Consider the following 14,190-nt stretch of genomic DNA (forward strand, 5'->3'; position numbering starts at 1 on the left):
TAATTTTATGCGATTTCTTCAGTACTTGCTGTGACTCGGCCCACTGGATGGTGAGGTTTTCCGGCTAAATATTGTTGGCGAAAATAATGAAAATGGGCTGTTAATCCATCCGCTGCTTGAATGTCACCCGCTTGCTGGAGTAAGGCTGCGGCCACTTCGACGGTGCAATGTTGTTCCGGGCGTGCTGCTTCTCGCAGCATATAATCCGAGGTATTGCTGACATTCAGCGACAATATCGGTAGTTCGGCAAGATACGGGCTTCTACGAAACATTTTTTTAGCTTCAGTCCAGGTACCGTCCAGCAGAATAAATAACGGTGGTTTATCGCTAACAGGTAATTGATTGAATACTTGCCGCCCAGGGTCGGCATATTTTTCCGGGAAGACCACATAAGGCTGGCGCTGAGGGTCGCGTATCGCGGCTAACAGTTCAGGGTCAACTTCTGTTCGCGCCCAGAGAAAAGCGTGAGTATTTGGTAGAACATCAGCAATTAGGCGGCCAGTATTACTGGGCTTGAGGGGTTCAGTATCAAACATAATCAGGCAGAAGCGGCTGTTAGCCGGCTGTTGTTTGATAGTGTCACATAAGCAAAATCGCTCAGTTAGCAGGCAGCCTTGGCAGCGAATGGCGCGGCAACCACGGGCGCGATAAGGGCGAGTGGATGCGGATAACCGCTGCTGGCGTAAACGTAGTACTGCATTTTCCGTCGTTATGACCGTCGGTAAAATATGGTCGGTGGTGAATGATTCAGTCACGACGGACTCCTGAAGAAATAGCGCTATTCTAATCAACCCTGGTGCTCAGTCATACCATAAAAGAAAAAACAACACCCCAACGGAAAACTGTCAGGGTGCTGTTTTGGATTATAACCACACTTTATCGGGCACTTGAGTGGCCCCGAAGGGTGATAAATGAGTTAAACTAGCTTAGCGCGCGGTAGGTTCCACTGATAATTGCTCATTTAACCAATTATCAAAAGGTGCCTTTGGCAATGCGCCGCTAAGCATGTCGACCATTTGGCCGTTTCGATACAGCATAATGGTGGGGATGCTGCGGATACGGAAACGCGCGCTGAGTGCGGGTTCTGCTTCAGTATTGATTTTAACGAAGCGAACTTTTCCGGCTCGCTCTGCGGCAACATCTTCAAAGATGGGCGCGAAGCTGCGGCAAGGGCCACACCATGGTGCCCAGAAGTCTATGACCACCGGCAGGTCATCTTGCAGCAGTTTATCCAGTGTTTCGGCGGTGGCGTTAATGACTTCGCCATCAAATAAAGAGTGGCCGCAGCGCCCACATTTAGCGCCGTCATCAATACGTGCTTCCGGTAGGCGATTGGTCGCCATACAAGCTGTACATACCGTATTCATAAATTAGCCTTTATTGAGTATCTGAGTAGATTGAGGGAAACCATACAGTCAATGTGACCTGAATTGTTTCGTTGTTGTTATCTATTATGGATATAAATGAAGTTAGTGCCAAAATGGTTTATTCGATGAATACGATAGTTGCTAGCTTTTAGCGCTTGCTTATGGCTAACCGAGCAGACATCAGGTAATCTTCGCGCCCTGCGCGTTGGTGGAGAAGACAATGAACGATTCATTTAGTGGCAAAAACGGCAAAGTTAAAGTGATGTACGTCCGCAGTGACGAAAACAGCAGCGACGACCGTAGTAACAATAACCGTGGTAAAAACCCGCGTCCGGCAGGCAAAGGCCGCCCGGGTGATAATGCCGGTCGCGGCAGCTCATCGCGTAATAATGACTCACGTCGTAATGATTCAGGCCGTAATGAACGCACGAGTCCTAGCCGTCCGGCGCGTTCTGACAGCAGTGGCCCTTACGATTCACCGTGGAAAACGGTGTCTCGCGCCCCCACTGAAGAACCCGAGTTTGATCACGGCGGTATCAGCGGTAAAAGCCATGTAGACCCAGCGCAATTGCGCCGTCAGCGGGCTGAAGAAACACGCGTTTATGGCGAAAATGCTTGTAAAGCGCTGTTTGAAAGCCGTCCTGATGCTATCGTGCGCGCCTGGTTTGTGCAGTCAGTTACCCCACGTTTCCGTGAAGCATTGAAATGGATGGCGGCTAACCGCAAGGCTTATCATGTGGTTGAAGAAGATGAGCTGGCGAAAGCATCTGGCACTGAACACCACGGTGGCGTGTGCTTCCTGATTAAAAAACGTCAGGGTTTGGATGCAGAAACTTATCTGCAACAGCAGACTCAGGCGAAAGATTGCGTGTTGGCACTGGAAGATGTGGGTAACCCACATAATCTGGGCGGCATTATGCGGACCTGTGCGCATTTTGGTATCAACGGTGTGTTGCTGCAAGACCCCGCAGTGTTAGAGTCTGGTGCGGCTGTTCGGACAGCAGAAGGCGGTGCGGAGCATATCAAAGCAATCAATGCTGATGATTTTCTTTCTGTGTTGGATACCTTCCGTAAAGCGGGTTACACCATAGTGACCACTTCAAGCCATAAAGGTGTCAGTTTGGCGAAAGCTGAATTGCCAGCCAAAATGGTGCTGGTTTTAGGGCAAGAAAGCGATGGCCTAACCGACAGCGCCTGGCAGCAGGGTGATGTGAGTGTCTCTATTGGCGGTACTGGCAAAGTTGAAAGTTTGAATGTGTCAGTGGCGACCGGGATTCTCTTAGCAGAATGGTGGCGTCAAAATACCCTGCGCCCTTGACGCCGCAGGGGCTGGCTGCAACTCAAATGACTTTGGGTATATGTAACTGAACCATAAAATAAAAAAGGGCACTGATGATAAGTCAGCACCCTTTTTTTATGAGTCAGTTTTTGCTGCTAGTGCGCGCCACCGCCTCCGCCGCCGGAGGTAAATGGCGGTTTAGCAAACCACACCAGCGCCAGTAGCAGCAAGAACACGCCCGCCGAGAGCCAGAATATCTCATTGGCCGAGATAATTAGCCCCTGATTGGTAATCTCCCGCGCCAGATAAGCCGATGCTTGCTGCTGATTCATGCCCAGTTTTTCCAGATCCTGATACATCTGCGTGGCATTCGGGTTGAACGGGTTAACAAATTCCGTTAACTGCGAATGGTGCATCGATTCTCTTTGCGTCCACAAGGTGGTGGTGATTGACGTCCCAATCGACCCGGCCAGTGTTCGCAGGAAGTTAGATAAACTGGAAGCCGCCGCCATACGCTCCGGCGGTAAACCGGACAAAGTAATCGCCGTCAATGGCATAAAGAAGCAGGCAATAGCAAAACCTTGCACAAACTGCGGCCATGCCGAGGCACCGAAGTCCATTCCCGGTTCGAATGTATATGCTCGCCAGTAGAAACAAACCGCATACATAATGAAGCTGAATGTGACTAACTGGCGCATATCAATTCGATGTGAGAAGCGCCCAATGATTGGCGACAGCAGCACTGGCAAGATACCTACCGGTGCTGATGCTAAGCCGGCCCAGGTGGCGGTATAGCCATACACCTCCTGTAATAGCTGCGGCAGCAAGACAATCGCACCGAAGTACAACATATAGGCCAGGCTGATACACAAACAACCAATGGTAAAGTTTCTCGATTTGAATAATGACAAATCGATCACCGGGTGGTCGTCAGTTAGCTCCCACACTATCAGGAAGGTAATGGCAATCACGGCAATAACCGTCAGGACGATTATCTCGGTCGAGTTAAACCAGTCCAGCTCCTTACCTTGGTCAAGCATGATTTGCAGGGCACCAATACCCACCACCAATAATACCAACCCCACGGTATCAATAGGTTTGATTTCGGTTTTGGTCTCTCGCCCTTTCAAGGTGCTGCCCGCGACTAAAATGACCACCACCCCGATAGGAATGTTGATAAAGAAAATCCAGCCCCAGTGATAGTTATCACTGATATAACCGCCAAGGATCGGCCCAAAGATTGGGGCGACAACAATGGTCATCGACCACAATGCCAGGGCCATACTTCGCTTCGCGGGCGGGTAGTTATTGAGTAGCAAGCTTTGTGACAATGGGATCAATGGGCCCGCAACCAGCCCTTGAATGACCCGGAAGAAGATAAGCATCCCCAGGCTATTTGATACGCCACACAGCCATGAAGCCAGTGCGAATAACCCCGTCGACCACAGGAACAATCTGACTTCACCGATGCGTTTTGCTAACCAACCGGTGATAGGGATGGAAATCGCATTTGCCACGCCGAATGAGGTGATAACCCATGTGCCTTGGGAGTTGGACGAACCAAGATCCCCGGCAATGGTCGGAATAGCCACGTTAGCAATAGTGGAGTCCAGCACCTGCATGAAAGTCGCTAATGATAGCGCGACTGTCATCCAGGCGAGTTGGGCACCTTCAAGCGGTTTTTGTGCCACAGTGGCCCCCGGTGCGCTTAACTTGCATTTGCATCAATATTAACCCGCATTCGCATGAACAATGTCGCTAATCATTTGATTAACCGGCGCTAAATCCAAGGACAGCGCGTTGGTGACAAATGCTGGTTCTTTGCGCACGTTTTGCGCTAACACTTGGCCTTCGACATTGGCGGTATCTACCCGCACCGTGGTCGATAAGCCAATACGCAGCGGATGCTCAGCCAACTGTTTGGCATCAAGCTGAATACGAACCGGCAAGCGCTGAACCACTTTGATCCAGTTACCGGTGGCGTTTTGCGCGGGGAGCAGTGAGAAGGCACTGCCTGTCCCCATATCCAAACCGACAACTTTCCCTTGGAAAACCACATCATCGCCATAGAAATCAGTCACCACAGTGGCGGGTTGGCCGATGCGCATATTGGCTAACTGGGTTTCTTTGAAGTTGGCGTCAATCCACATTTCGTTAGCCGGAATGACGGCCATCAGTGGCGCGCCATTGGCAATTTCCGCGCCCACTTGCACACTGCGGCGTGACACAAAACCGGTGATTGGGCTGACAACTTTGGTGCGTTGCAGGGCAAGCCAGGCATCGCGCAGCTTGGCAGCCGCTTGCTCGACAGCCGGTTGTTTCTCCAGCGGGGTATTCAGCACCAGCGCCTGATTGGCGTTATATTGTGCAATCGCCACGTCCAATGAAGCTTGTGCAGCATCGACAGCATCACGGGCATGTTGCAGTTCTTCGCGGCCAATAGCATCAACAGAACCCAGTACCACACGGCGTTTTAGGTCATTTTGTGCTTTGCTCAGCTCGGTTTTTTTCAGCGCAATATTGGCCTGATATTGCTTGCTGTTAATCATGAGCTGGTGGGTTTGGCGCACACTGTTTGCCAGTGCGGTTTTTGCCTGCTCATAAGCTTGTTCGGCATCCGTTGGGTCAAGTGTCAGCAGGATATCGCCACTTTTGACCAAGTCAGTATTCTCAAAATTAACACTGACAACACTGCCGGGAACCTGCGACATTATCTGGACTTGATTGCCAGAAACATAAGCATTATCAGTCTCTTGGTGATGACGTAGCACCAGGAACCAATAAATAAAGTAAGCCACCCCGATAATAATGAAAATACCCGTCAGTAAGAGCAGCACGCGTTTACGTTGCTTCTTTTTATTCTGCGGTTGTTGCGGCACTTGAGCTTCCGCGCTTGCACTCATGGTTTTCCCCACATTTTATATTGTTTTATTTTGTGAACCATCACTGACAGGGGCTTGATAGCCACCGCCGAGTGAACGGATCAAACCAATCTTGGCCTGCAATAAATTGTTGCTGGCACTGAGTTCTGATTGCTGCTGCTGTAGATATTGTGACTGGCTAATTAACAGTTCATCGCGCCCAATAACCCCTGCCTTGTAGCGGGCATCGGCGACGCTATAAACCTTTTGCATAGATTGCGATGCTGATATGGCTTGCTGTAATTGGCGTTGGCTGCTTTGCTGGATAGTGATGGCATCCGCAGTTTCCCGCACGGCATTGAGGATAGTCTGGTTGTAAGACTCAACCGCTTCATCATAAAGGGCTGATTCTTCGCCTAACTTACTGCGCAACGCGCCAGCGTGGAAAATAGGCAGTGAAATTGCAGGGGCAAAATTCCATGCTTGGCTGGCGGCTTCCAACAGATTGGGGTTAGTGCCCTGGAAGTTCGTGGTAGAGAAACCGGCAAATCCAGTAATGGATAAGCTGGGATAAAACTCTTTGCGTGCAGCTTTAACCCGTTGATCATAAGATTCAACCAGTTGGCGCTGGGCGGTGATATCTGGCCGCTGCCCCAGTAAATCTGTGGTCAACTCGCCTTTAGGGGCCAGGCGAGTTAGCTCTGGCAAGGGAACTGGGCGTAAGTTTTGCGTGGCACTCGGGCCTTGACCTGTCAGGGCGGCCAACTGATGTTTCAGCTGTTCACCTTGTGATTGCAGTTGGATGATTTGCTGCTTGGCAGTATCCGCCTGAACTTGCGTTTGCTGTGGAACTTCAATGCTATAGATACCCGCCTGATATTGCTTAGTGCGCAGCTCAGCCAGACTGTCATTATTATCGACTTCCTGTTGCAATACGTTTTGCAGGGCAAAATTGCTCTGTAACTGGTAATAAACCGAGGCCACTGAACTGGTCAGTGTCAGTGTGGCCTGCTGCTGTTCCGCGCGGGCAGCATTAACCTGCGCATTGGCAGCATTGACCCGATTGCGATATTTACCCCACCAATCAAACTCATAGCTAAGATTCAGGCCAAGAGTATTCGCGGTTTCATACAAAGGCTTGTCGGGATAAGACTGTAAAAAGGGTTGCAGTGTATTCTGCGAGATTTTTTCCCGATTGCTGCTGCCGTAGAGATCCAAGTTTGGGCCATTAGCTGCATCGGCTTGACCCATTACACTTTGTGCTTCACGTACCCGCGCCGCCGCTTGTTTCAGCGAAGGTGAGGTTTGCAAGCTTTGGGTCATCAAAGCATCAAGTTGGGGATCTTCCAGTACCCGCCACCACTGAGGACTTAGCGCCAACGAACTGACTTTAGGTTGCGCCAATTGGAGTTGTTGGTTATCCAGCATTTGAGACTGAGGCGCAATATTATCGCTTGAGGCGCAGCCCGCCAGTACTAAAACGGCGAACAAGGGCGTGAGTCTCCAGCTATGTGGGGATAGCATAGTTATGTACCTGGATATACCCTTCATACTTCAAGCTGCATAGGTGTTGGCCGCTCTCTTCCTCATCATTGACTGGCGTCAACTCATCGGAATTTATTCGCTTGCCGCCTTCCTGCAACTCGAATTATTTAGGGTGTAGATATGTTGGAATTACTGTTCCGGTATTTCCATTTGGTCTAAACGCGTCAGTAACTTGCGCGTCAGCGTTTCAAGCTGTTGCTGTTCGTCGGCGTCAAGTGTTGACCAAAGAAAATGCAGACACTTATGTTGTGGGGGCAGTAATTGATTTAAAAACTCAACGCCCGCTTCAGTGAGATGCAAATGCAAGCAACGGCGGTCATTGTGGCTTTCACGACGTTCAATCCAGCCTTTTTTTTCCAACTCGTCAGCAATTCGAGTGGCATTGGTACGTGAAGATCCCAGTGCAGCACTTAATTCTGACGGCTGAATACTGTGGCTCGCTTGTGCTTCCAGCGTAATGAGTGCCATAAACAGAGTTTCGTTAATTCCTTGCGCTTTCAGCATTTTGTTGCGGTTTTCCAACAATTTACTGTGCATATGCATACATAATCGCGTCAGTAGGATTTCTTGATAAGGGAAATCTTTCTGCCGTTTGGCACGAGAATTAAGCATCTGTTCTATGGGACTAAACGAACTTTCCATTATAAGGAGCCTCATTAATTTCAAGTGGTACAGTAACGGTAGTGACTAATAATGTAAACGGGTTAATAAGAGAAAAATTTAGCAATTAGTGTTATTCAGTCACTGTGTGTGAGTCATTAGTCTTATTGATTGTAAGGATATTATGTTTTAGTCAAGAAATCAGGCAAATTGTTACGCCAAAATCATCAGTAACTTAAATGTCAGACCGTAGCTGAGTGCCCCCAGTAACGTGGCAAAGATAATACTGTTAGTTTTATAAAAGCATCCGCAGATAACCAAAAAACCAATAAGCGTAGGAACTAATTTCTGTGGGTTATGCATAATTTCCGGTGTACTGGATACCACCAACAGAGCACAAATTGAGGCGATCCCGATGCTGTCGAGCAACAGTGACACTTTACCGCGTTGCAGACCCGCTTGTTTGCGTGCTGGCCCCAGGCGCAACGGCAAATAGCGAAACAGGTAATTTACAGTTCCCACCACCAGGCCAATAATCAGCACATCCATATTCATGGTTTCTGCTCCTGTTTATCACTCTCGCCATATTCTGCGGCTACTTCTGGCGCGGGTTGGAGTAAGGCCGCCAGACATCCGCCGCTAATTCCGGCCAAAATAGCCACGGGAATAGAGAACAACAACACACCGAGCAATGCGCCGGTCAAAGAGGCCATAACCGTGAGGCTGTATTGGCGTTTAAATGACGCCAATAGAAAGCTGAGAAACAGCGCTGGCAACATAAAGGAAAGAGAAGCTTCAATGGCCGGATAATTTTCCAGCGGGCCATTACCAAACATCGCGCCGATGGCGGTGCCAGCCACCCAAGATAGCCAAGAGGTGAACGCGATGCCGAGCATCCAATTTTCACTCCAGCGCCGTTGGTCTTTCATCAATTTGGTGGTGGCGGCGGCGAACACTTCATCGGTCAGGCCAAACGCCCACAGGGCAGTTTTTTTGCCGGACAACTTAGCCACAATGCGGTGTTTCAGTGCGGGGCCATACAAGATATGGCGGACATCCATGGCCATTACGGTCAATGCGGAAACCCACAATGACATCCCAGCACTGAGCAGGGCGGTGATGACGAATTGGCTGGCTCCGGCATAAATAATGCAAGAAAAGAAAATACCTTCCCACGGGGTAAAACCCAGTTTTACCGAGCTCAAACCAAAGGCGAAAGCCACGGGTAAATAACCAATAACAATGGGTAGACTATCGGTTATTCCTTCAGTGAATGTGGCGGTCGACTGATCCGTCGAGGGGGCGTCGGTGATTTGGCTTGGCATAGAGTCAACTATCGATAATTTGGGTTATATATCCGTCATATTGCAAGCTGCATATGTGTTGGCTGCCTTCGCTCACCCAGTCACTGGCTTATGTAAGTGACTGGGGATTGCCTCCGTTGCCGCCTTTCTGCAACTCGAATTATTTAGGGTATAGAATAAAGTTAAGTCACATTACCAGAGTGGTAATTGTCTTAACACCCTATAACCCAAATTTATATCTTCATTGATTATTAGTTAGCTAACTAATTAACATCACTCCACAGGTTGATTAGCCGGGGGATCAAATCGTTTACCGACTAGCCAGGTGGTAATGTTCAAGATACACAGCACCAGCCCGGCGATAGCTACGCCATACCAGCCTGCATGTTGATAGGCTGCGGCAGAAATCAGCGACCCCAAGGCCCCACCAATAAAATAAGTGGTCATATAACCCGCAGTTAAGCGATTTCGGGCTTCTGGCATCATGCGGTATATCACACTCTGGTTGGTGACATGTACCCCTTGAACCGCCAGGTCTAACACGATAATCCCAATAATCAGCGCGATGATTGAATGTTGCCCCAAGGCTATGGGTATCCATGACAATAGCAATAATCCCAAGCCGATGCTGGTGGTGATGCGGGCTTTGCCTTTATCGGCCAATTGGCCAGCTTTGGTGGCCATTAATGCCCCCGCCGCCCCGACTAAACCAAACAGCCCGATAGTGGCTTCTGAATAACCAAAAGGCGGCGAAGCCAGCAGAAAGGCCATTGAAGTCCACAAGACACTGAAGTTGGCAAATGACAGTGCGCCAAGCAAGGCGCGGGTGCGCAATACCGGAGTGCGGATAAATAAAGAAAATATTGAGCCGAGCAACTGACCATAATTCAGGCCGCTATGAGACTTATAGCGCGGCAGATAGCGCCATAAAACCAACGCCATAATTATCATCAAGACACTGGCAACCCAATAAATGGTGCGCCAGCCGCCAATCGAGGCCAATGCGCCCGCCACGGTTCGTGCCAGTAAAATACCCAGCAACAGGCCGCTCATGATAATACCGACTACTTTACCGCGTTTTTCGGGGGCGGCCAGTGTGGCGGCTAGTGGCACCAGTAATTGTGCGACTACCGAGAACAAACCGGTGAGGGCGGTGCCGACAATCATCATGGCGAGGTTTTGCGACATGGCGGTAATCAACATCCCACCGGCCGCCAGTAGAGTCATGCCGACAATCAGCCCGCGCCGTTCAAACATATCCCCCAGCGGAACCAGGAACATTAGGCCCACCGCATAGCCCAACTGGGCGGCGGTCACGATAAAACCGGCCTGATTGACTGAAAGATTAAAGGCTTGCGCGATAGTTTCCAGCAAAGGCTGGGCATAATAGTTGCTGGCGACGGCCAGCCCGGTAGCGACCGACATTAGCGCGATCAAGGCCGGGCTCAGCCCCGATTTTTCAGTTTTTTGTATCATGAGGAATTATTCGAAATTGAGAAGAGAGACAGTATTAGATAAATGAGTGGGATAAGCCAAGGGATAAATTTTATTAGATTTTATCTGAAGTGCAGATCGGAGAATATCAACCAAAACTTTATTCTGAAATCACACTCACATGCGCCGCCACAATCCGCCAGCCGCAGGGCAGCTTAACCCAGGTCTGCATCTGCCGGCCCACTGGTGAATGGTCGGCGCGATAAAACTCGGTGCTGGCGACCGCCATGTCCTCGCCAAAAGTGGTGATCAGGGTATTCTCTAAAGTGCGCTCTAATCCTTTTGCGGGGCGGCTCTGACGAAACTCTCGGATGGCATCAATCCCAAATAGATTTTCTCCCGCACCAAAACGGACAGTGCGGTTATCGTGCCAAAAAAGTTCATCCAATACCGGAATGTCGTTACTCATCAGCGCCTGTTCATAGCGGTAAAATGCTGCATTTACCTGCGCAAGAATTGCCGGACGATCAATAAACTCATTTTTCATATTATTATTCTCAAAAGTTCTCATCGAATGATAGGGCTCACTCGGGCGCTGACTAATCCCTGTTGTTCCAGTGCATAGGCGGCCCGCAGGCAGAGGTCTTCCCGCCATGGGGCGGCAATCAGTTGAACACCGATGGGCAGGCCGCCAGCTGTTTTCAGCGGCACCGTTACCACCGGTAAACCGAGGAATGAAATCGGCTGGGTTAGCATCCCCATACTGGCGCGAATGGGGAGGTCGATATCATTAATTTGCATCATTTCTTGCCCAATAAGTGTGGCGCTACAAGGCGTTGCGGGCGCAATCAAAATATCCCAATGCTCAAACAATGGCAGAATTTGTTGGCGAAAATGATGGCGGAAACGTTGGGCCTGAACATACCAGCTGGCGGGCAGCATGGCTCCGGCTAACAGCCGTTCGCGTGAGAGTGGTTCAAAGCGCTGTGGAGATTCTCGCAGGGCGGGGAGATACTGATTTCCCCCTTCGGCGGCGCTGATAATAAATGCCGCTGTTCGGGCCAAATCACTCTGCGGCATCTCAGTTTCTGTTTCTGCTTCCAGTCCTTTGGCGACGGCTTGCACCGCTGCTTTGGCGTCGTCATCGCACCATTGCTGGAAATAACCGCCCAGCACCGCGCTTCTCAAACCTTGTTGGCCGCGTGACAGTAAATTTAGACTGGGCGTGTTGGGTTTATCTGATTGAAAACTATCCTGAATATCCACACCTTGCATGACATCATAAACGGCGGCCAAATCTTGCGTACAGCGCGCCATTGGGCCGATGCTATCCAAACTGGCGACAAATGGCTGAGTGCCGCCGCGTGATAATCGGCCAAAAGTCGGTTTCAGCCCGAAAATGCCGCACAGCGCGGCCGGAACGCGAATAGAGCCGTTGGTGTCACTGCCAAGGGAGAAATTCACCAACCCCGCTGCAACAGCCGCCGCCGATCCGCCCGAGGAGCCGCCAGCAATACGGTTCAGATCGTGCGGGTTGCGGGTCGCGCCGTAATGGCTATTTTCAGTGGTAAAACCGTAGGCGTAGGCATCCATATTCAGCATGCCGGAAAGCAGCGCCCCTTGTTGGGAAAGGCGCGAAATGACCGGCGCATCTTGCCGGGCGGGGGCGCGTTCACAAAATAGACTGGCACCGGCGAGGGTGGTTTCGCCCGCCACATCAAACAGATTTTTCACCGCGTAAGGAATGGCCGCCAGTAGCGGCAGGGCTTGGCCTTTGGCGCGCAGGGTATCCAGCCGATGGGCTTCGCACAACATGCGGTCGGCGGTGATATGGGTATAAGCATTGATAGCGGGATTAACCGCATTGATGGTGTCCAGTGTTTGCAAGGCGATTTCTTGTGCAGATATTTCACCTTGATTTAGGGCTTGTTGGATCTCGGTGATGCTCAGTGCTGAAATCTGTTTCATAGCCGATACACTCCAGCTATCTCTTGCTTTTCGTCCAAAGGCACGGCCATCAATGGGCCAGCCATGGCGGCAATGCGTTCCAGTTGCAGTAGCAAGGCCGCACGGCGGGTATCGTCCAGCTCTAATGCTAATAAGACTTCCATTTGCCGAATATATGCAGCCCAATCCATGGCGATTTTTTCTGATGTTTCTTTCATGGTCATTCCTGTGCTGAATAAATACATATGAAATTAATAACCGGCGGCGCTGCCATTACTGCGCGGGTCAAATGCGCCTTCCAACATGCCGTTTGAGTGGCGAACTATTGCTCCGGCATGACCGACCACTTCACTGAAATCAGGTAGCAGCTCCACCTGATGCCCGCGCTGGCGCAGGTAATCAAGGGTTTCGGCGCCGAAGCGCGCCTCCAATTTCAGTGAATCGGAGCTTTCTCCCCAAGTGCGGCCCAGTAGCCAGCGCGGTGCCGTGATGGCCTGCTGTAAGGGCAAACCTTGCACAATGTGGCGGACAAACACCGCTGCCTGAGTTTGTGGCTGACCATCGCCGCCCATCGCGCCATACACCAGCGTTCGGCCATCTGTCAGGCGCGCGGCGGCAGGGTTTAGTGTGTGGAATGGCTGTTTCCCCGGCGCTAACGCTAGCAAATGTTGGGGGGCAAGACTGAAAGATGCGCCACGGTTTTGCCAAACAATGCCGGTCGCGGGCAGTAATACCCCACTGCCAAACTCATGATAAATGCTTTGAATAAAGGAAACCGCCAGCCCGTTTTTGTCTATCACCCCCATCCAGACAGTATCGCCCGGCCCGCGCCCGCCGCCCCAATCGGCGGCTTGCTCACTATTGATATCCGCCGCCAATGGGTCGAGCGATTCTTTTTCCAGCAATGATTGTGGGCAATGTTTCATCCACAGAGGGTCGGTAATCACTTGATCTCGCAGGCGAAAAGCGAGTTTGGTAGCTTCCACGAGGGTGTGAATGGTTTGGCCCTCATTCATTTTGGCGACCGGTTTGCGGTCAGCTAACCCAAGAATAGCCAGCGATACCAACCCTTGCGTCGGCGGGGTTAGGTTGAATATTTCCCCTTGCTGGTGCTGTAGCCGCAAGGGCGTTCGGCGTTTAGGGCGATATTCAGCCAGATCTTGGGCAGTAATCGGCATGTCTGCGGCGGTGATATCAATGATGATTTTTTCGGCCAGCGGGCCGCGATAAAAGCTACTAAGCCCTTGTTCTGCCAGTGCTATCAGGGTTTGGCCCAACTGCGGCTGAACAAAGTGTTCGCCCGCCGTAGGGAGATGGCCGTGCGGCATGAAAACGTCAGTAAAATCAGTGAATTCAGCCAGTTCATAGGATTTCGCCCGGGTAGCTGCCGCCTGTGAGGGGGTGACCGGAATACCCCGCGTTGCATAGGTAATCGCATCCGCCAATAAGCGGCGCAGTGGCAGTGCATTCTCGCCGAGTTCACTCGCAACATTCAGCGCTTCTTCCCAGCCGCCGACCGTGCCGGCAACTGTCAATGCTGCTTGCGGGCCACGGTGCGGGATGTGTTGATAGGCGCTGTAGCGCTCAAGAGTGGCGAGTGAACCGGCGGCACCACTGGCATCAATGGCAATCGGATCGCCATTGGCTGGAACAATGAGCCAGAAACCATCGCCGCCCAATCCATTCATATGCGGGTAAACCACGGCAATAGTGGCCGCCGCCGCGACCATGGCTTCAATTGCATTGCCGCCTTCACGTAATACGGCCAAAGCGCTTTCACTGGCTAAATGATGCGGGGTGACCACCATTCCTCGCGGGGCCATGTTGCTGTTGATCATTGCTGCTTTCCTTAT

Annotated in this window: 14 protein-coding genes; 1 reads left to right on the forward strand and 13 read right to left on the reverse strand. The window is 51.0% G+C overall.

The annotated features are described in order from the left end of the window. Window positions 1-5: 5 nt before the first annotated feature. Window positions 6-755, reverse strand: a complete 750-nt coding sequence (locus DX162_RS11005; protein WP_004392947.1) for a tRNA-uridine aminocarboxypropyltransferase — start codon at window positions 753-755, stop codon at window positions 6-8. 171 nt (window positions 756-926) lie between these two features. Further along, window positions 927-1,367, reverse strand: coding sequence for a thioredoxin TrxC (gene trxC / locus DX162_RS11010; RefSeq protein WP_032821079.1), 441 nt, complete (start codon window positions 1,365-1,367; stop codon window positions 927-929). 220 nt (window positions 1,368-1,587) lie between these two features. Here trxC and DX162_RS11015 point away from each other — a divergent pair, with 220 nt between their 5' ends. Further along, window positions 1,588-2,685, forward strand: coding sequence for a tRNA/rRNA methyltransferase (locus DX162_RS11015; RefSeq protein WP_004392943.1), 1,098 nt, complete (start codon window positions 1,588-1,590; stop codon window positions 2,683-2,685). Window positions 2,686-2,801: 116 nt separating this feature from the next. Here the strand turns inward: DX162_RS11015 and emrB are convergent, their stop codons facing one another. The 11 genes from emrB to DX162_RS11070 all read right to left on the reverse strand — a co-directional run bounded on the left by emrB (window position 2,802) and on the right by DX162_RS11070 (window position 14,175). Then, a complete protein-coding gene (gene emrB, locus DX162_RS11020) occupies window positions 2,802-4,337 on the reverse strand; it encodes a multidrug efflux MFS transporter permease subunit EmrB (RefSeq protein WP_004392942.1) in 1,536 nt (511 codons plus the stop codon). A gap of 39 nt (window positions 4,338-4,376) precedes the next feature. Next, complete coding sequence (emrA, locus tag DX162_RS11025; RefSeq protein ID WP_032821077.1) at window positions 4,377-5,549, reverse strand: multidrug efflux MFS transporter periplasmic adaptor subunit EmrA; 1,173 nt, start codon at window positions 5,547-5,549, stop codon at window positions 4,377-4,379. 15 nt (window positions 5,550-5,564) lie between these two features. Further along, window positions 5,565-7,031, reverse strand: a complete 1,467-nt coding sequence (locus DX162_RS11030) for an efflux transporter outer membrane subunit (protein ID WP_032821075.1) — start codon at window positions 7,029-7,031, stop codon at window positions 5,565-5,567. A gap of 150 nt (window positions 7,032-7,181) precedes the next feature. Further along, window positions 7,182-7,694 carry a transcriptional repressor MprA gene (gene mprA, locus DX162_RS11035; protein ID WP_032821073.1) on the reverse strand — a complete coding sequence of 171 codons (513 nt, stop codon included), beginning with the start codon at window positions 7,692-7,694 and terminating at the stop codon, window positions 7,182-7,184. Between the two features lie 171 nt (window positions 7,695-7,865). Beyond that, window positions 7,866-8,207 (reverse strand): L-valine transporter subunit YgaH, encoded by a 342-nt coding sequence (ygaH, locus tag DX162_RS11040; protein ID WP_032821071.1) that lies wholly within the window; start codon window positions 8,205-8,207, stop codon window positions 7,866-7,868. Then, on the reverse strand, window positions 8,204-8,977 hold the full coding sequence (locus DX162_RS11045) for an AzlC family ABC transporter permease (RefSeq protein WP_004392936.1): 774 nt from the start codon (window positions 8,975-8,977) through the stop codon (window positions 8,204-8,206). Before DX162_RS11045 ends, ygaH begins: the two co-directional genes overlap by 4 nt. A gap of 252 nt (window positions 8,978-9,229) precedes the next feature. Continuing rightward, window positions 9,230-10,429, reverse strand: a complete 1,200-nt coding sequence (locus DX162_RS11050; protein ID WP_172439505.1) for an MFS transporter — start codon at window positions 10,427-10,429, stop codon at window positions 9,230-9,232. A 121-nt stretch (window positions 10,430-10,550) separates the two neighbouring features. Further along, the gene (hpxZ, locus tag DX162_RS11055) at window positions 10,551-10,937 is read right to left on the reverse strand and encodes an oxalurate catabolism protein HpxZ (RefSeq protein ID WP_004392934.1); all 387 of its coding nucleotides are present in this window, start codon (window positions 10,935-10,937) and stop codon (window positions 10,551-10,553) included. Between the two features lie 20 nt (window positions 10,938-10,957). Beyond that, window positions 10,958-12,358, reverse strand: a complete 1,401-nt coding sequence (locus DX162_RS11060) for an AtzE family amidohydrolase (RefSeq protein ID WP_032821067.1) — start codon at window positions 12,356-12,358, stop codon at window positions 10,958-10,960. Continuing rightward, complete coding sequence (gene hpxX / locus DX162_RS11065) at window positions 12,355-12,555, reverse strand: oxalurate catabolism protein HpxX (RefSeq protein ID WP_032821065.1); 201 nt, start codon at window positions 12,553-12,555, stop codon at window positions 12,355-12,357. Before hpxX ends, DX162_RS11060 begins: the two co-directional genes overlap by 4 nt. 33 nt (window positions 12,556-12,588) lie before the next feature. Next, entirely contained in the window at window positions 12,589-14,175 is a 1,587-nt protein-coding gene (locus tag DX162_RS11070) for a gamma-glutamyltransferase family protein (protein WP_004392931.1), read from the reverse strand. Window positions 14,176-14,190: the final 15 nt, after the last annotated feature.

It is taken from the genome of Yersinia kristensenii, assembly GCF_900460525.1.
Classification (GTDB): domain Bacteria; phylum Pseudomonadota; class Gammaproteobacteria; order Enterobacterales; family Enterobacteriaceae; genus Yersinia; species Yersinia kristensenii.